Genomic DNA, 18,704 nt, shown 5'->3' with positions numbered 1-18,704 from the left:
GCCTTTTCAAAACTCAAGGCCTTGCTGCGCGCCAAAGCCGAACGGACTGTCGGTGCTCTGTGGGACACCGTCGGCGCTCTGCTTCACGCTTTCACTCCCAGCCAATGCGCCAGTTTCTTTACAGCCACAGGATATGAACCAGATTAAAGTGGAAAAGCTCTAGGCTTCAATTTCCGGCGTGCCGCCCCTGTCTGGCCGCTGCAGGAGAAAGGGCGCATCGCGGATCGTATCGTCCGAGGCCCCCTGCTCGCCAATAACGGCGAAACAGTAAGACGCCTGACCCTCCGGGGCGCAGGGCTGGCGCGGCTCGGCGACTATCATGTGCGCGATGACATCAAGGCCGGCCGCCTCATTGAAGTTCTGGCTCATACAGGCACGCAGGACGAAGAAGAGATCCATGCGCTCTATCTGGGCAGCAAACAGACTCCCCGGCGCGTGAGAGTGTTTCTGGACTTCGTCGTTCCGCGCCTTCAGGCGTATTTGCGTGCTTAAGGGTGTTATGCACTTTACATGAGCAGGTCGGCTTCAAACCAGCGAAGGTGATGGTGTGTATCGCAGCGAGAGCTGAGGCACAGCGCTCATAGTCTTTTACGAGCCGTCTGCATCGTGTTGCCCCTGCGTCCGATGCCCTCAATCGTGCCGCCAGATCTCTCAGCGTCGGCCAGCAGGACGAGAACCAGCCCCTCTTCCCCGAAAACTGTCACGCCGCCTCATCCACAGACCCGCGCGACACTCCCCCCGCATTGAAACACTGCGCCACCGAGCCCACCATGCTGAACGGCATGCCCGCGCAGGAACGCGGCCACACAGTCACGCTGCATTCTTCTCCGCAGCAACCCGAACACCCACAAATCCCAAAATTCCATAGATCACACCCGATAAATCCGGCACTCTCTCCACGACAGAACAACCCGGTGAGGCCCCCCATGCCCGCAGATCGCCCCCTCTCAGGCCGCGTCGCCCTCGTCACCGGAGCGGGAAGGGGGATCGGCCGCGCCACCGCCCTCCGGCTCGCCAGCCTCGGCGCCGCCGTCATCTGCGTCGCCCGCTCCCGCGATGAAATCGAAGCCTGTGCCACCGAAGCCGGTCCCGCCGCCGCCGCCATACCCTGCGACATCACCGCGCCGAACGCAGCGCAAACCCTCGTCGAAACAGCACAGGCCCGCTTCGGTCGTCTCGACATCCTCGTGCTGTCATCAGGCGCCTTTCACAGCGGAACCATCACCGAAACCGACAGCGCCGCCTTCGGTAAACTCTTCACCGTCAACGTCGGAGCCCCGCTCGAACTCATCCGCACCGCCCTCCCGATGCTCCGCGTCAGCAAAGGCCAGATCGCCGTCGTCAACTCCACCATCATCCGCGCCGCGAACACAGCCGGACGCGGCCTCTACGCCGCCACCCAGACCGCCCTCAAATCCCTGACCGATACCCTGCGCGATGAAATCAACCAGGACGGCATCCGCGTCATCTCCATCATGCCCGGAACCACAGCAACACCGCGGCAGGAAGCAATTTACGAAACGTCAGGCAAACCCTGGCGGCCCGAACTCCTCCTCCAGCCGGAAGACGTCGCCGCCGCCCTCTGCGGCAGCCTCCTTCTCCCAAAAACCGCCGAAGCCACCGATATCTTCGTCCGTCCGATGCAAAAATTCTGATCTTCTCCCGCCCGCTACCGCAGCGTTGCGGCAAAGCGACGACACACGCCATGAAGGACCATCAGTCCGGGGATAACATCGCGACGGCCTCTCTGACCGCCGCCGTAATCGGATTGATAATCGTGCAGGACATCGCCTCCGCGATCCGCCCCGCCGTCTCCGAAAAAGGGCCACCCCCGATGATCACACACTGCGCGTGATCCAGTCGTACACACTGCCGGGCCATCTCGAGCAGTAATGCGTCCTGTTCCCGTGGCGCGGCAGCCAGCACCAGCGGATCGATATCCGGCGTTCGGGTGCCGGTAAAAAAACTTTCCAGTCCAAGACGCCGCACCGCCGCATTGATCGGTCCTGTCAGGTCCGGCGTCGTCGTCGCCACGCCAAATGGCACACGGCACCGGCCGGCAGCACGAAAAGCCGCCTCGCCCAGTCCGACCACCGGCACATCAACCAGTTCCCGCAGCCGCATCACACCAGGATCACCAAAAGCCCCGACAATAATCGCAGCCGCTCCGGACGCCGCCCCGACCCCAAGCCGCACCACCTCATCCGCCGCTTCCGTCAGCGCCTTCTCGTCAACAATCATCGTGGCGCCACGCGCGGCAACCGCGCCGTCCAGTATGACATCGTCCGGCAGCGACGGCGCCGCCGCCGCGATCATGATATCGAAAACCGCCCGACTGGTATTCGGGTTTATCAGAAAAATATGACGCATAAAAAACTGTTGTTTCGTCCATGAATGACCCGGAAAATCGTCCTGCGACACCGGATGATCGAAAAAAGCGACGGTCAGAACCCCAGAGATGTCCTGACATAATACATGCCACCATTGCTCCCGTAAGGAGAGTAAGGCGAATACACCATCGCATTGAACTGGCTGGCGATGGCTTTTTTATTCACGCGCGTCGGATATTCGTTGCCCAGATTGTTAGCCCCGATGGCAACGCTCCAGCGAGGAAAGATGTGGTAGCCAAGTTCGATATTCGTCACGAAAGCCGGACTCTGCTTCGCCCACAGAGATGTCGGCGTCGATGGCGTGGCAACATAAACCAGCGAGCCATAGCGTGACTCCTGAACGAACAGTGACCACTTTCCGTAATTCCAGTTCACCGCAAGATTTTCACGATTTTTTGGTGACGAATGAAGAAGGATTTCTTTCGCATAAGCGTTAAAATAACTCAGGCCGAGCTGCTTCAGAACCGATGGAACCTTGTTGTAGCTGCGAATTTCATTGTCCGTGATATTCACACCAAACGAGAACACAAACCGTCCGTAGCGCTGCGTGCTGAGCGTATAATCGGCAGTCAGATCGCCGCCAAATGTGTTGGTGTTGACGGGATTCGTATAATACGTCGCGTAAGTTGCGTTCCCCAGACCAGAATTTGCCAGCAAAGCCTGCACCGCGGACCCGCCAAGCGTCGATGTGCTGGCCAGCCTGTCATTGATCGCGATGTAATAAAGATTGCCGGTCACATGGAAATTATCCACCGGCGTCGCGTCCAGACCAATGCTGTAACTGCGCGAATATTCCCCCTTTAGCTTGCCCGCGCCCAGCGCCTGTGCCGCGGAACTGTTCGTGGGGATCTGCACCGTCGTGTAGGTCGGTGACGGGGAAGAATAGAAGTAATAGGTCTGCCCGAGCGTCGGCGGCCGATACCCCGTGTTGACGCTCGCCCGAAGCGCAAACCGGTGGCTGACATTATACCGCGTTCCGACGGACCCGGTCATGACAGTGGCAAGATTGTTATAGCTCACCGCCCGTCCGCCAAACGTCCACTCCCATTTCTTCGTGAGAAAAAGGTCAAGATTCATGTGACCATCATAAACGTCACGGTTCTGACTCGTCACCGAAAGCGGCGGATTGCCCGCATGGTCCGCCGCTCCGGGTGTGGCCGCCTTGCCCGCGTCAGGCCCGGTGAGGATCGGCACCCCTCCGTCTGTCCACGACGCCTCGTCACCCGCACCCATCTGAAACCCGTCGCGACGATACTCAGCCCCGAACTCCAGACCAAGCGGCTTAGGCAACACACCGGTCTCAAAATTACGGGATGCCTTAAACCCTGTGCTCAGCTGTGAAGAAACAGCCTTGCCCGTATAAAACGTCGTCGGACTCGCTGTGCCCAGACTGGCGTTGTTTGTCCCCTGCATGTGATAGGTCTGATGGTCCTTCGCATAATTGATGTAGCTATCCCATGAAAACCCGAGAGTCCTGCCACGGAATCCGTTATTCACCTCAAAATCGTTCTCGTTCAGCTTCAGATAAGGCAGCATCCCGTTCGGCCAGAGCGCATCAACCGTCAGATCATCCGCCGCACTGCGATAATTCTCGGCCGCATTAAGCCTGCGATGAGAATAGGTATCGGTGCTGTAAAGAGAAATCGAATTCGTCAGCGGTAACTCCATGTTGGCGGACAGATCCTCCTGCGTCGTCTTCGAAAGCCCGAGCGACCGCTGCACATCCCGGCTGGCCGTCGCATCTCGCGGGTCCGGAGATCCGTCAGGAAGAGCGTGATACATCGTGCCGTTATAAAGACCACTGCGATTTGTCGGAAGCTGGTGCGTCACCTGCGCCGCCAGATCGAGATACCCACCGCTATGCCCCAGCGCCATGCCGTAACTGGCCGACCCGTCGAGCGCCTGACCATCGCCCGCATAATACCCGCTGTTCTTGAAATTGACCTGTCCGCCCTTCGTGTCTCGCCGGAGAACGATGTTCACCGCGCCGGCAATCGCATCCTGACCGTAAAGCGCCGACGCCCCTTCAGTAACGATCTCGACATGATCCACAGCCGAAATCGGAATCAGCCCGATATCCGTTGGCTCCGTTCCCCAGTTCGGCCCCGGATTGGGATTGAACGCCGCACTGATATGTCGCCTGTGCCCGTCAACCAGAATCAGCGTCTGATCCGCCGAAAGCCCGCGAAGCTGCATGGTCTGCACAAAAGCATCCGGTCCCGTGCCAGGCTGCGGCGGCGATGAGATCGAAGGCGACATCTGTGCCAGAGCCTGCGTCAGATTGGTTTGTCCGGTCGCCATCAGTTCCGCGTTGCTGACGATCGTTACCTGTGTCGTGCTGTGCCGCCGCGTTCCCGGAGAAATCGCGGAATTCCCCACCGGCTGACTGCCAGTAACAGAAATGGCTTCCGGATCAGTGGAAGCGAGAACATGCGAGGGACGCATCACAACGGGACGCGATACATCAGGGCGGCCCCCCGCCGTACGTGATGTCACGGAAGCAGCCTGACGCGGCGCTGAGCGTTTCGCATCAGGCCGGGTCCGGGTGGTGTGCGGGACCCTGCCTGCATGCGTGTGAGCCGTCTCCGGAGTGTCCGTCGTGGCGGCAAGAGCGGCGGATACAGTCGAACCCGGCCAGGCCGCTGTCGCAAGCAGCATCAGAAGGGAAAGGGGCATGTGACGTGGCATCGAAAACTCCGGTCAGCAACAGAACGAGGATGTTGTATCGAAATAGTAATGAAATAAGCGGTGAACAGCAGAGGATGAAACTGTCAGGAAGATTTCGCGGCAAAATCAGGCAATGCACGAAATTCCGTCTCACCGCGCGGAACGAACCGCGCGGTCACCGCCAGAAAGAGATAGAGAACAGCGCTCAGCAGAAAGACGGCGCCCGGGCTGCCCATATCGAACAGTGCCCCGGCCGCGAGAGGAACTATCGCACCCATGACATTCCCCGCCGCCAGCGCGATAGCCGTCGCCTTGCCCCGGTTCCCGATCGGAAAACTCCCGGGGATCATGATCCACAGCGTCGTGTTGATCATGATGACAAGGAAATAAAACAGAAACCCGAAGACGACCGGCAGAATTGCAAACGCTATCGTGTTCGACAGCAGCAATACGGCCAGAGCACCAGAGATCGCGCCAACGCTCAGCACATCCGCAGGGGAATAACGCCGGGCCAGAAAAGACGCCGCCAGAGCCCCCGGAATACCACCGGTCTGACACAGACTCACCAGTAACAGGGCATTGGCATCCGTGCGCCCCGTCACCTGAAAAATGACAGGCATCAGCGTCAGCGCTGACATCTGCACGCCATAGGCGAGACCCGCGAGAAGAGAGAGAAGAACCAGGTGCGGAACCAGCCCGGAAAACGAACCGCATACCAGGCTGCCCGTCCCGTCCACAGGAGAGACTGGTCGTATCTCAGCGCTCATCGAACGTCCGGTGAGCAATGACATGACACGCTCCAGTTCGCCGAAACGCCCGCGTGTCAGAAGAAAATAGGGCGTCTCAGGAATCCTGCGCCGCAAAACCGCAAGCACACAGACCGGAGCCACCAGAGCGACAAACAGCCAGCGCCAGCCGGAACTGCCCGGAAAAACAAGAAAAACCAGTAACCCGACAGAAGGGGCCAGCATGTTCCCGAAACCACCCGCGCCGAGATTGGTCAGGCCAATCGCCGTCCGCCGTTTCCCGGGCGGAAAAAATTCCGACAGAAGCGTCAGCCCGGTCACAATCTCGCCGCCCAGCCCCAGCCCCACCACAAACCGTCCCGCACAGAGCCAGGCATAACCCGGCGCCACCGCGCACAGCGCACCACCAAAAATGTAAAGCGCAAGGTTCAGGTTAAACGCCACACGCCGCCCATACCGATCCGCAATCACTCCCGAGAGGAGCTTGCCAGCCGCGGCGGAGAGAAAAGTTACGGTGTTGAGAAAGCCAATCTGCAGACCATCAAGCCCCCAGTGTTCCCGAAGCATCGGCGCGACGGTACCTACCGCATTCTGTTCGAAGACATCAAAAAGAATACCGATGAAGACAAGAAGGAAAATGATCCTCTGAGTCCGGGTGATCCCCCCGCGCTCCAGCATGTCATCGATAACGCGTGACTCTGCGAACAGGGGAGGCGACTGATCAGCGCTTTCGACAGGCATCGTCTGTTCTGGTCCTCTGGGTGGAGCTGATGCGTGAAAAAATAATTCCAAAATCGCAACAACGCAATAAAAATTTCATGATGGTGACGAAATGAGTGCGTGTGCCTGTAAAACCGCGCTGTTTCCCCTGTCGGATCAAATGGATAGAGTTGCCCGGATCAAACGAAAGCCGGACCCGACAGCGGAATGGCGGGTCTCTTCGGAAGGGCAGTCAATGAAACGCGATACCGAATCCTTCATCACCCGCGTTTCCGACGCCCTGGAAAACCTTCCGCCAACGGAAAGACGGCTCGCGGAATTTATGCTCAGCTTCCCCGGCGAACTCCCGTCCTATACCGCTTCCGAACTGGCCGTTGCCGCCCGGGTCTCAAAGCCAACCATCTCCCGGTTTATCCAGAGGCTCGGCTACGAAAACTATGCCGAAGCGCGCAGACAGGTCCGCATCGAACAGAAACACGGCTCGCCCCTGCTGCTGCTCGATCCCCGGCAGGAACGAAGCGGAACACTCCAGGCTCATCTCGAACTCGGCCTGACGAGCCTGTCAGAAACCTACGGCGCGCTGGATGAACCGACCCTTGAGCGCGTCGTGCAGTCCATTCTGAAATCCAGACATGTCTGGCTCGCAGGCTTCCGCGGCAATTATCCCTTCGCCGCCTATTTCCGCTGGCAGATGCTGCGCGTGGTGGCAAACAGCACCCTCATCCCCGCCGCAGGCGAAACCCTCGGGGAATACATCCCAGGCTTCTCCCCCGAAGACACGATGATCATCTTCGCCCTTCGCCGGACTACAAAAGCCTCAGAAACCCTCGTCCGAGCAGCCGTTCGCGCCGGTGTCAAAGTTCTCTGCATCACCGATGAAATGACCGAAAACCCAGGCCCGGCCACATGGATCGTGTCGTGCAAAACCAGAACCGGCGGCCCGCTCGATAACCACGTCGCCGTCATGAGCATCACCCATTTCCTCGCCACGCGCCTTATCGAATGCAGTGGCCAGACCGGCCGCCGCCGCATGGCCGCGATAGAAGTCGCCCATACCCTTTTCGACGAACTTTAAGGGGCTGTTCCATAAAGTCCGTCGCCGTCCCGGGCAGGGGAGCAATACCCGGCCGCCTCCTCCGCCACCGCTTCAGATCGTGCTCAGCATCAGACTGGTCTCAGAGTTGAGAACGCCATCGATCACACGGACCTCCCTGAGAACACGGTCAAAACTTTCCAGCGTATCAGTCCGGATTTCAGCAATGAGATCCCATGCGCCATTCGTGGTGTGCAAAGCATGAAGCTCCGGAACAGACCTCAGGGACCGGATCACCGCACTGGTGGATTTCCCGGCCACCTCAATCAGCATGATGGCCCTGATGCTGTCATGATGTTCGCGGGCCCGAACGGTAAATCCCAGAATGGCCCCGCTTTCCAGAAGCCGGTCCAGCCGGGACTGAACCGTCGCGCGTGACACGCCAAGAGCCCCCGCCAGTCCCGCAACCGGCGCCCGCCCGTCCGCGCGCAGAATGGCCAGAAGCTGCCGGTCCAGATCGTCAAAAATATGCATGGAACATTCTGCTCAGTCTTACAGGACAACATGCAAAAAATATCCTCCTTCCCGATACAGATTGCCAGTTAAAATTGCCATTTCGGAGGAACACACTCCTGTCCGGCGCAAAGCGCAGGAGATATCATGGTCGGCTATGTTGGCGTCGAAAACCTCATCCGGCTGGTCCGGCATGTCGGAATAGAAACAGTCCTGCGTGAACTGGCGGATTATATCGAGGACGATTTCCGCCGCTGGCCCGAATTCGACAAAACCCCCCGTATCGCAAGCCATTCGCGTGACGGCGTCATCGAACTGATGCCAACAGCCGACAATGCGCTCTACGGCTTCAAATACGTCAACGGACACCCCCGCAATACACGTGAAGGCCTGCAAACCGTCACGGCATTCGGCGTCCTCTCCGACGTCAACACCGGCTATCCTCTCCTGCTTGCGGAAATGACCCTCCTGACAGCCCTCCGCACGGCGGCCACATCAGCAGTCGCCGCCCGGCACCTCGCCCGTCCCGACAGCCGCATCCTGGCCATCATCGGCCTCGGCGCGCAGTCCGAATTCCAGGCCACCGCCTTCCACGCCCTCCTCGGCATCACCCATCTGCGGGTCTGTGACGTCGATCCCGCCGCCACCGAAAAATTCCGCGTCAATATGCAGAACAGCGGACTGACCATCACGCTCGCCCCAACCGCTCAGCAGGCCGTCCAGGGCGCCGACATCATCACGACTGTCACGGCGGACAAGCTGCAAGCCACCATTCTCTCCGACAACATGATCGGCGCCGGCGTCCACATCAACGCCGTCGGCGGCGACTGCCCCGGTAAAACCGAACTTCAGGCCGATATCCTGAAACGTAGCCGCGTCTTCGTGGAATTTCCGGAACAGACCCGCATCGAAGGCGAAATCCAGCAGATGCCGGACGATTTCCCGGTGACAGAACTATGGCAGGTCATCACTGGCGAGGCACAGGGCCGCCGCACGGCGCAGGACATCACGATTTTCGATTCAGTCGGCTTCGCAACGGAAGATTTCTCTGCCCTGCGTTATCTGCGCGACAAGGTGCGTGACACCGATTTCGTCACGGAAATCGATCTCGTCGTGGAGCCGGATGATCCCCGCGACCTGTTCGGCCTCCTGACACAGCCCTGACCCCGCAACAGATCGCCGCCATCCACCTGACACCCCGCCCTCAGGGATGACGCGTATCAGCCACCTTCACGGATCGCGTAAGGAACCGGGAGGGGAAAGTGACAGGTGGTACAGCCTGTCCTGACCCCTAACCGGCCAGTGCGCGCTTCAGGGCGGTGAAATAAGATTGTCTGAACTGGCGGCTCAGTGGCGCATCGGGAATGAACACGTCGAACACATGATAAGCACCCGGAATGACACAGACTTCTGTTGCCACACCCGCCGCCATCAAACGCCGTGCATATTCAAGATCCTCGTCTAAAAACAGATCCAGAGACCCGACGCCGATATAAGCCGGCGGCAGCCCCTTCAGGTCCGTCGCGCGAAATGCCGATGCATATTCGGAAACGTCCGCACTCCCGGGCGCTTTGCCCAGATAAGCATTCCAGGCATAGTGATTGGCGGAACGGGTCCATATATACTGGCCCATTTCAGGGGACGGCATGACGGTCGTCCCCGTCCGGTCATCCAGCATGGGATAGATCAGCAACTGGAAAAGAACGTTCACTTCCGCCCGGTCTCGCGCCAGCAGAGCAAGACAGGCAGTCAGACCACCGCCGGCACTGTCCCCGCCTATGACAAGGCGATCACGATCCGTTCCCAGATGAGCGGACTGCTCATGAACCCATTTCAGAACAGCATAACAATCCTCTATCGCCGCCGGATATGGCGCCTCAGGTGCCAGACGGTAATCAACGGAGAAGATGACCAGCCCCAGTTCGCTCACAAGTTGCCGGCACCGTGCATCGTCCACTTCGGGCGTGCCGCTGACGATGCCGCCACTATGAATATAGACCAGTGCCGGCGCGTTCCGATGGTCGCCCCGGGGCCTGTAGATTACGACCGGAACATCAGGGGCGCCGACAGGGCCAGGCACGCGGTGCTCTTCGATCATGACGTCCGGATGTCCGGCAACCGGAACGCTGCGAATGGCCGTGATAAATGCCGTGCGGGTCGCTGCCAGGGTCTGATCGGAAAGACCATCAAAAGACGGCAGAACTTTCAGAGCTTCCCGAAATTCCGGCGCAACAGGATTGTGAGGCATGAGTATTTCTCCGCGTTGTCTGTCCTCACGATAGATGGCGTTGCCCGGACAGCGGCATCACGTCCAACTGATTGAACAGAAAGTGTTTCCGGAGAGAGTTTCACATTGTCTGTCCGCTGGTCTTCGAACTGACGAACGCACGCCGCGGCTGAAACGACCCTCATGCGGCGCAAATTCTGACAAAATGTTTCTAAGCTAAATTCCCGACGGCATCGTGTGTCACGGACAATGACAAACCTGCTCACTCACTCCGGCCCGGATTTCCGCCGATACACACGCCATCAGGAGATTGAAATTTCCTGAAGCAGAATCTGCTCATTTTCCGTTTCGTCCTGAGACTGAAAGAGCGCACATTCCCGATAAATCCACATACGATCAGAGCATCAGGAGCAACGCACAGACCGCCCGTTACTCACTATGTAACTCTAGCATCAGGCACCTTAAGTGCACTTGCAAATTACTCGCAATAACGATACGAGCCTGCTGGCCACAGGGCAGCAGGAGACAGTAATGAGGCCGGTTATGCATCGCCGCAGGGTTATCTGTGTAATCCCTCTGTCACTTCTCTTGAGCGGAAAAGTTCTTGCTGCCGACCTGGAAGAGAAATCCGGCCTCCCTCATCATGCCGCAACGTCCGTTGCAGGCGGAAAAACCGGAAATTCCGAAATCCCCGCTCCGCAGGTCGAACGGCTGGAAGTGCGCGCCCGCAGAGCGGCGACCATCGCGTCTTCCGCCACCAAGACGGACAGACCTCTTGTTGAAACAGCGCAGTCCGTCACGATCGTCACCCGCAACGAAATGGACATACGTGGCGTGCTGAGCCTCAACCAGGCCCTGCGCTACACGGCGGGCATCACCTCCGACCTGCGCGGCGGGGGAGTGGGCACCCGCTACGACCAGTTCGCCCTGCGCGGTTTTACGGTTCCAACCTTCCTGGACGGGCTGAAGTTACAGGACAGCCCCACGGGCTATGCCGTCGCGCAGACCGATACCTCGCGTCTCGACCGGGTCGAGATCCTCAAAGGACCAGCCTCCGCGCTCTATGGCCAGTCCAGCCCCGGCGGCCTCGTCGCCCTGTCGAGCAAGCTGCCGACGGATCAGCGGTTCTACGGCGGCGTCAACACAACCGGAGGCAGCTTCGATCTCTATCGCGTGGATGCCGATGTCGGCGGCTACGCAACGGATAACGGCCTCGTCCGCTACCGGATCTACGGGACCGCAAACGGTCAGCACAGCCAGCTCAGCCGGACCGGAAGCCGCCGCTTTTCCATCAGCCCGGCCTTCACCTTCGGTGGCGACGGGCCGACGACGCTGACGCTGCTGGGCAACTATCAGTATGACCCCGAAAACGGCACCTATGGCGGCGTTCCGCTGTTCGGCTCGCTCAGACCCGCGTCCTACGGTTATCTGCCGCGAAACTTCTATGATGGTGACGTGCCTTTTGAGAAGTTCAACCGCCGCCAGGGGGGCATCACCTATATCTTCAGCCATCGCTTTAACAGCGACTGGAGCTTCACCACGCGCGGACGCTACGATGACGTCAAAACCATCTACCGCAGCGTGTACGATAACGGTTATTACACCGGCGACGACACACTCAGCCGCTCCGCCTTCGGTACGAACGAGCATACGCACAACCTGGCCTTCGACAGCCAGTTCAAAGGGCATGTTCGCACCGGCCCTCTGCGCCATACGATGATGTTCGGCTTCGACTACATGCAGCAGCGTGCGGCGGAGCAGGGAGCCTACGGCAGCGCGCCCGATATGAACGTGTTGCATCCCGACTATAACATGGTGATTCCGGCGATGACCCCTTACATAGATTATCTGACAAATTCGCATCAGATCGGTGCCTATGGTCAGGACGAGATCACATGGAAAGGCCTGGTTCTGACCGGCAGCCTGCGGAACGACTGGTATCGCTCGACACAGACCGAGCGCCTGTCCGCGTCGACAACCCGTCAGAGTCCGGGTCAGATCACGTGGCGCGCCTCAGGCCTCTATCACTTTAATTTCGGTCTCGCGCCCTATATCAGCTACGCGACATCCTTCCAGCCACAATCGGGAATTGTCTCAAACGACGGTGGAAAGAGCTTCCGTCAGGCCGATCCCTCGCTCGGGAAACAGCTTGAAGGAGGCGTGAAATATCAGCTTCCAGGAACGTCGCTTCTGCTGACCGCCGCCGGATTCCATATCGAACAGACGAACAATCTCGTCTCCGTCAACAACCTCGGCTACAGCACGGAGAGCGGAAAGGTTCATTCGGACGGCTTCGAGTTTGAAGCTCATGCCGAGCCTTACAGGAACCTTACGATTACAGCGTCAGTCAGCGTCCAGAAAGTCAAAGATGATTCCACAGGGAAACCGCTGATCCAGTCCGGCAGAGGAAACGCCGCACTGTTCGTTTTCTACAAAATGCCATCCGGTCCGGTTAAAGGGCTCGGTTTCGGCGGTGGAATGCGTTATTCCGCGAAGGCTTACGGCGGTGAGGCTTCATATGGCAGCGTCTGGGTTCCTCAGCATGCGGTTTTTGATGCTTCAGCCACCTACGATCTGTCGAATCTGTCCCGCTCGCTGCACGGATGGACGGTCGGAGCAAGCGTCCGCAACCTTTTCGATAAAAACTATGTCGGTAACTGCCTGAGCTACGCGTCTTATGGTCAGTCATGGTGCTATTACGGAGAGCGCCGGAACGCGCAGGGCAGTATCGGCTTCACCTGGTAAGCTCATGGTTTTCCAGACCGCCATAGCCCGGCGCACCCGATCCCGCAGTCCGGATGAAGCACGGCATCCCGGCCCCCCTGTCCGACAAACCCGTTGAACGGACAGGGAGTTTTCGTCCTCAGCGCGGCCAGTCGCTCAAGGCCAGACACGAACAACCGCGTACGAGCAGCCAGAACGGCTCACATCACCCCGGATCGACATTCCTTCGAGCCCCCGAACAACAGGCATCAAGCAGACAGCGCGCCAGAATCCCGACCTGCGCCGCAGGGCCAGGTGACGCAAACACCTGCCCGCTGGCATAGGCGCCCTCCATCAGGAGAATCAGCCCGTCTGCCAGCAGATCAGGCGCACCCGCCTCCATGGCGTGCGCCTGTTGACGTAGCCAGTCACGCACATCCTGCTTGAGCCGTGCAGCCTCCTGTCGAACGGGGTGATCCGCGTCCGGATATTCCACAATCGCATTGGTCAGCGCACAGCCCCGATAGGCCGGCCGGGAAGCGCGTTCCGCCAGCCCGTCGAAATAGGCCAGAATCCGGGCGCGCGGATCATCGGGGTGAACGCGACGCACCTCCTCGATGCGATCCCAGAAGCTCTGCTGGTAATCGGCGAGATAGGCGGTCGTCAGGCCATCCTTGGATTCAAAAGCACGATAGAGCGACGGCTTGGTCACACCGGCGTTCTGCACGATTTCCTCCACGCCCACCGCGCGAATGCCCTGATTGTAGAAAAGATCCCGCGCTGAACTGCGTATCCGGTCAGCGGCACAGGGGCGGGAAGGGGGCGACGGAGACGATGACATGAATACACTCGCGACTTGACGATGTTACCGATCGGTACCTATGGTCAGAAAAACAGCATCGACCGGTCATCCATATGAGCACTTCTCCGCCTTCCGGCAAGCAATCACAACGTCCGCATGTCTTCGTGCCGGTGGTGCTGATCACCTTTCTCTCGCTGCTGATCTCGGCCGGCGTCCGGGCAACGCCCGGCGTGCTGATGATGCCACTCCAGGAGACGCTCGGCTGGAGCCGCGCAACCATTTCTTTCTCAGCCGCCACCGGCATCTTTCTCTATGGTCTCGTGGGGCCGTTCGCGGCGGCACTGATGCAGAGCATCGGTATCCGTCGAACCCTGATCGGCGCCCTCCTCTTGACGGGCCTCTCAACAGGGCTGTCGCTGGGCATGACGCAACCATGGCAATTTTTCCTGACCTGGGGCGTGCTGACCGGATTTGGCACCGGCGCGGTGGCGATGGTGCTGGGGGCAACCATTGTGAACCGCTGGTTCGTCACCCTTCGCGGCACGATCATGGGCCTGCTGGCAGCCAGTACAGCCACAGGATCGCTGCTTTTCCTGCCGGCGCTCGCCGCTCTTGCCCATCATCATGGATGGCGTGCGCCTGTTATGGCGGTCTCTGTCACCTGCCTTGCCATCATACCCCTTGTGGCGCTGTTTTTGCCGGAACATCCCGGAGACCGGGGACTGGTGCCACATGGAGCGCCAGCGGATTACAAGCCACTCTCCCATTCAGATCGGAACCCGCTCCGCACGGCTGTGACTGCGCTGATAACAGCGGCGCGCAAACGCGATTTCTGGTTCCTCTTCCTGACGTTTTTTGTCTGCGGCTTCACGACGAACGGACTGATCGGCACCCATTTCATCGCCATCTGCGCCGATCATGGCATCGGTGAGGTGCCGGCGGCAGGCTACCTTGCGATGATGGGCCTGTTCGACCTGTTCGGCACCACCATGTCCGGCTGGCTGACCGACCGGCTGGATGCCCGCTGGCTGCTGTTTTCCTATTACGGGCTCCGTGGTCTGTCGCTGATCGTCCTGCCATTCATCGACTTCTCTCCCGGGAGCCTGATGATCTTCGGCGTCTTTTACGGACTGGACTGGATTGCCACCGTGCCGCCAACCCTGCGGCTGGCAACCATGACCTTCGGAGAACGCGCGGCCCCGATCGTGTTTGGATGGATCGTGTTCGGACACCAGATCGGCGCAGCCTGCGCGGCGTCGCTCGCAGGCATTCTCCGGCAGGCGCAGGGCAGTTACCGGGATATGCTCATCCTTGCCGGCAGCACCGGCGTTGTCGCCGCAATTATGGCTCTCGGCATCGGCAGAGACGCCAGGCAACGCTCAGCACTTCAGAACCGGTTTTCGTAACTCCACCGACGCAACATCACGATGTTCACCACGATCCGGTCAGCCCCGGCAACGCCGAAGACGGCGCGTCCGACACAATGTGGTCGTCCTGCTGACGAATGTCTGTCATCTGGCGTCGGCATCCTGGTCGGTCTACGCTCTTCCGGCACGCCGACGCGCAACTCACAGAATGAGTTCCACTCAGCAGAATCCCAACCACCTTACCTGGAGAAGAAATTCTTGACCGGTGTATCGAGACGAAACTTCGTGACAGCCGGAGCGGCTCTGGCCGGCGCCGCTTCAGCAATGGGGCTCGGAGTCCCGGAGGCCCATGCCGCGGATAATGGAAACGGATTCATGGCGGCGTCCTCTCCCACCCCGGGCGGCCCCGGCGGTCCCGGTCGCCACCAGCGGAAAGGCCCTGGTCTCCAAAGCATCTGCGCGCTCTGTGAAGTCACCGGCGGTGGCCAGAAAGTTTACGGAATCGCAGTGGAGTATGACGTCAATATCGACCCCGCCAGCCTGGCGCCCGACACATACACCACCGCAGTCTTCCCCGCTGCCAGAGGCTTCTTCGCGGGAATGCCCGAGGAACCGGATAAGAACGCCACAACAGCCGCCGCCATGCCACGGGCCATTGTGGCCCTCTATACGAATGCCACCCCTGCGCTGCGCTCCGACCGCAGGAGCGTGCCCGGCCAGTATGTCATCACTGAATTCCGGCATGATACCGACCTCAGTCTCCCCACCACCGATAGTGACAAGGTGATACTGACGCAGGACAAAACCGTCAGGACAACTGCAGGCACGGCTTATCCCGCCAGTAAAACCGTGTGGAGCAACGCGGGTCAGCGCGGAAACAGTGTCGTCATCCGGGGCGTGGATGCCTGGGAACAAAATCACTGGTGGTGGGATGATACGCGTTCCGCCTGGCTCGAATACAGCATTTACCTGCCGAAATCCTTCCTCAAAGACGGTGGTGAGAACAGGACCTATCCGCTCCTCCTTGCAATCACCCACTCGGGAACGAGTTACGACGGCACCTGTGCCCAGACGCTGACCGAACAGTGCATCGCCAGCATCTGGAGCCTGCCGGAAGAGCAGGACAGGCATGAATGCGTGATCATCACGCCACGCTACGAACGCACAACGATGAACGATTACTGGGAACACACGTCCGACGTCGAGAATACCTACAGACTCGTTGAGTCGCTCCTCCGGAACACATGGAATTATGGCAACCCGAATCTGGAAGACCGTCGCGATAAGGTTCTGAAAATTGATCCCGGACGAGTCTATTGCACAGGCTGGTCCATGGGAGCGATGACGTCCCTCTGGCTGATGGCAAAGCATCCGGAAACCTTTGCCGCCGGCCTCATCATCGCCGGCCAGCAACGGCCCGCAGATGTCGTCACGCTCGCTAAACAGAAGATCCTGATCATCACAGGAACGGAAGACAATAAAGCCACCCCCTGGAACGAGAAATGCGTGCCGGTCTGGGAACAGGCAGGGGCCACCGTCACCCGCCCCGCGGAACGTCTGAATCCCGCACTCATCTTCCCGATCGACAACCAGCAAAAGCTGACCGATCAGGTCAATGGCTACCTCGCCAGAAACAGCAACATCACCTTCCTGACTTTTGAAGGCGTCGATCACATGGGTTCCGCGCGGAAGTTCTTCTACATCAAAGCCGCAAGGGACTGGCTGTTCAGACAGGTGAAGTCGTAAGCAGGCCAGATCCCTCAGCAGAAACCTGCGGACTTCTGACCCGGCGCCATCACGCCGGGCCACATTCCGAAGTTCAGCGCAGACCGCCTGATGCGATCAGTGTCTCGCCGGTCAGCCAGCGGGAGTCATCGGATGCCAGGAAAACCGCCAGCGGTGCGATGTCCTGCACCTGTCCCGCGCGCCCCAGCGGCGTCTGCGCAATAATTGCCTGCTCCATCTCCGAGCCGACGACATTCGCGCTCCGGGTGCCTTCGGTTTCAATCAGGCCGGGATTGATGGCATTGACCCGGATCTGCTTCGGCCCGAGTTCACGCGCCAGCGACCCGGTGATGGCGTCGATCGCGCCCTTCGTCCCCGTATAGACCGCGGAATCAGGCGGCGTGATGCGCGATACAACGGAACTGATATTGATAACGCTGCCACCCGCCCCCAGATGGGTGACCGCAGCCTGGGTCGTCAGCAGCGTGCCCAGCACGTTGACGTTGAAGAGCCGGTGGAAATGCTCCTCGGTGATCTCTTCAATCGACGCGAATTCATAGACGCCGGAATTATTGACCAGAATATCCAGCCGGCCGAATGCAGTGATGGCGGCATCGACGATCGCCTGAGCGTCAGCCCTGCGCGAGACGTCGCCCTGAACCGCCACGGCCTTGCCGCCAGCATCCGTGATCGCCGCGACCACCGCATCGGCCCCCGATTTGCTGGAAGCGTAATTGACCACGACCGCAGCGCCGTCCGCCGCCAGCGCTCTGGCAATACCGGCGCCGATCCCCTTGGATGCGCCCGTAACGATTGCGACTTTTCCGGAAAGCTTGCTCATTGTTCTGCGCCTGTCTGTATGGGCCGGGAAGCGTGCATGCGCCTCATGCCCGGTTTGCGGAAACCGATGGATTAAATGTGGAGCGACCACTCCAACATATGTGCATATGAGGCGCGTATCCCTGCGTTCAAGGATTTGTGGAGTGATGACACCAAAAAAAATCGGGAGCGGGCGGCGTGGCCGCGGGCGACCGCAATCCTTTGACAGGGAACAGACCCTGTGCGCGGCCATGCGCCTGTTCTGGGACCGGGGTTATGACGGAACAAGCTTCGACGACCTGATCGCCGCCATGGGGATCAGTGCATCAAGCTTCTACAATGCGTTCGGCAGCAAGGAAGCCCTGTATCAGGAGGCGATCGACGCCTACCTCAAAGTCGCCGGCGCATGGTTTTTCGCCGCCCTGCAGGAAGACACCGACACGCGAACCGCCTTCCTGCATCTGATGACCGCTGCCGCCGCCGAGTTCACGCGTGACGATCTGCCCTCCGGCTGCATGATCGCCGTCGCCGCTACCCAGTGCGCCCCGGCCCAGACACGCCTGCGCGACCTTCTGGCCAGCCAGCGCACCCGGTCCGAAGCCGAAATGACAGACCGCCTGCGCCGGGGCATCGCAGCCGGCGACCTGCCCGCCGATACGGATATCGAGGCGCTGGCGGCTTTCTATGGTTCCCTGCTGCGCGGCATGGCCGTCCAGGCCCGGGACGGAGCGTCACGGGCCAGATTGCTGGAAATCGCGCGGATCGCGATGCAGGCATGGCCTGTAACGCAGGAACTCCATCCCCCGGAAACTCTCCCCCACAGCTATGCACAAAGTCCCTGAACGCCATGGCCGCCCCCTTCCTCCGGGAGGACATTCCCTGCCGACCGCGCGGCAAGGAAAGCGGCAGAGAAAAATTCCTGGGAAGAACAGGGGGAAGGGTCGCCTCAGGCTGACGCCTGCCTCAGACAAATCGGCAGGGAAACCATGGCG

General features: G+C 59.7%; 14 protein-coding genes and 2 pseudogenes. 8 read left to right on the top strand and 8 right to left on the bottom strand.

Translation table 11 applies throughout. From position 1 onward, the window contains the following. Positions 1 to 153: 153 nt before the first annotated feature. Positions 154 to 492: pseudogene (locus GOB85_RS07165) on the top strand (LysR substrate-binding domain-containing protein); the annotation flags it as partial. Positions 493 to 535: 43 nt separating this feature from the next. Here GOB85_RS07165 and GOB85_RS07160 read toward each other — a convergent pair. Beyond that, a pseudogene (locus GOB85_RS07160) lies at positions 536 to 625 on the bottom strand (IS5/IS1182 family transposase); the annotation flags it as partial. Positions 626 to 926: 301 nt separating this feature from the next. Between GOB85_RS07160 and GOB85_RS07155 the strand changes: the two are divergent. Further along, entirely contained in the window at positions 927 to 1,655 is a 729-nt protein-coding gene (locus tag GOB85_RS07155) for an SDR family oxidoreductase (protein WP_173576864.1), read from the top strand. A 61-nt stretch (positions 1,656 to 1,716) separates the two neighbouring features. On the opposite strand, the gene GOB85_RS07150 is transcribed toward GOB85_RS07155, so the two are convergent. The 3 genes from GOB85_RS07150 to GOB85_RS07140 all read right to left on the bottom strand — a co-directional run bounded on the left by GOB85_RS07150 (position 1,717) and on the right by GOB85_RS07140 (position 6,544). Continuing rightward, entirely contained in the window at positions 1,717 to 2,370 is a 654-nt protein-coding gene (locus tag GOB85_RS07150) for an aspartate/glutamate racemase family protein (RefSeq protein ID WP_173576863.1), read from the bottom strand. A 74-nt stretch (positions 2,371 to 2,444) separates the two neighbouring features. Continuing rightward, positions 2,445 to 5,078, bottom strand: coding sequence for a TonB-dependent receptor domain-containing protein (locus GOB85_RS07145; protein WP_408737049.1), 2,634 nt, complete (start codon positions 5,076 to 5,078; stop codon positions 2,445 to 2,447). Positions 5,079 to 5,161: 83 nt separating this feature from the next. Beyond that, positions 5,162 to 6,544, bottom strand: a complete 1,383-nt coding sequence (locus tag GOB85_RS07140; RefSeq protein ID WP_173576862.1) for an MFS transporter — start codon at positions 6,542 to 6,544, stop codon at positions 5,162 to 5,164. Between the two features lie 214 nt (positions 6,545 to 6,758). Between GOB85_RS07140 and GOB85_RS07135 the strand changes: the two genes are divergently transcribed. Continuing rightward, positions 6,759 to 7,598 (top strand): MurR/RpiR family transcriptional regulator, encoded by an 840-nt coding sequence (locus GOB85_RS07135; protein WP_173576861.1) that lies wholly within the window; start codon positions 6,759 to 6,761, stop codon positions 7,596 to 7,598. A 72-nt stretch (positions 7,599 to 7,670) separates the two neighbouring features. Here GOB85_RS07135 and GOB85_RS07130 read toward each other — a convergent pair whose 3' ends face one another. Next, a complete protein-coding gene (locus tag GOB85_RS07130) occupies positions 7,671 to 8,090 on the bottom strand; it encodes an Lrp/AsnC family transcriptional regulator (protein WP_173576860.1) in 420 nt (139 codons plus the stop codon). Positions 8,091 to 8,216: 126 nt separating this feature from the next. On the opposite strand from GOB85_RS07130, the gene GOB85_RS07125 reads away from it, so the two are divergent. Beyond that, the gene (locus GOB85_RS07125; RefSeq protein WP_173576859.1) at positions 8,217 to 9,233 is read left to right on the top strand and encodes an ornithine cyclodeaminase; all 1,017 of its coding nucleotides are present in this window, start codon (positions 8,217 to 8,219) and stop codon (positions 9,231 to 9,233) included. Between the two features lie 127 nt (positions 9,234 to 9,360). Here GOB85_RS07125 and GOB85_RS07120 read toward each other — a convergent pair whose 3' ends face one another. Further along, the gene (locus GOB85_RS07120) at positions 9,361 to 10,317 is read right to left on the bottom strand and encodes an alpha/beta hydrolase (RefSeq protein ID WP_173576858.1); all 957 of its coding nucleotides are present in this window, start codon (positions 10,315 to 10,317) and stop codon (positions 9,361 to 9,363) included. Between the two features lie 510 nt (positions 10,318 to 10,827). Here GOB85_RS07120 and GOB85_RS07115 point away from each other — a divergent pair. Next, the gene (locus tag GOB85_RS07115; RefSeq protein ID WP_408737048.1) at positions 10,828 to 13,041 is read left to right on the top strand and encodes a TonB-dependent siderophore receptor; all 2,214 of its coding nucleotides are present in this window, start codon (positions 10,828 to 10,830) and stop codon (positions 13,039 to 13,041) included. Positions 13,042 to 13,225: 184 nt separating this feature from the next. On the opposite strand, the gene GOB85_RS07110 is transcribed toward GOB85_RS07115, so the two are convergent. Beyond that, complete coding sequence (locus tag GOB85_RS07110; protein ID WP_173576857.1) at positions 13,226 to 13,840, bottom strand: TetR/AcrR family transcriptional regulator; 615 nt, start codon at positions 13,838 to 13,840, stop codon at positions 13,226 to 13,228. A 74-nt stretch (positions 13,841 to 13,914) separates the two neighbouring features. Between GOB85_RS07110 and GOB85_RS07105 the strand changes: the two genes are divergently transcribed. Beyond that, positions 13,915 to 15,207, top strand: a complete 1,293-nt coding sequence (locus GOB85_RS07105) for an MFS transporter (protein ID WP_173576856.1) — start codon at positions 13,915 to 13,917, stop codon at positions 15,205 to 15,207. Between the two features lie 219 nt (positions 15,208 to 15,426). Then, complete coding sequence (locus GOB85_RS07100) at positions 15,427 to 16,914, top strand: prolyl oligopeptidase family serine peptidase (protein WP_173576877.1); 1,488 nt, start codon at positions 15,427 to 15,429, stop codon at positions 16,912 to 16,914. A 73-nt stretch (positions 16,915 to 16,987) separates the two neighbouring features. Here GOB85_RS07100 and GOB85_RS07095 read toward each other — a convergent pair whose 3' ends face one another. Next, a complete protein-coding gene (locus tag GOB85_RS07095; RefSeq protein ID WP_173576855.1) occupies positions 16,988 to 17,734 on the bottom strand; it encodes a glucose 1-dehydrogenase in 747 nt (248 codons plus the stop codon). A gap of 145 nt (positions 17,735 to 17,879) precedes the next feature. Here GOB85_RS07095 and GOB85_RS07090 point away from each other — a divergent pair, with 145 nt between their 5' ends. Next, positions 17,880 to 18,554, top strand: a complete 675-nt coding sequence (locus tag GOB85_RS07090) for a TetR/AcrR family transcriptional regulator (RefSeq protein WP_242011338.1) — start codon at positions 17,880 to 17,882, stop codon at positions 18,552 to 18,554. Positions 18,555 to 18,704: the final 150 nt, after the last annotated feature.

The organism is Acetobacter fallax (genome assembly GCF_011516735.1).
GTDB classification, from domain to species: Bacteria; Pseudomonadota; Alphaproteobacteria; order Acetobacterales; family Acetobacteraceae; genus Acetobacter; species Acetobacter fallax.
This window is presented reverse-complemented; position numbering and strand designations above follow the sequence as displayed.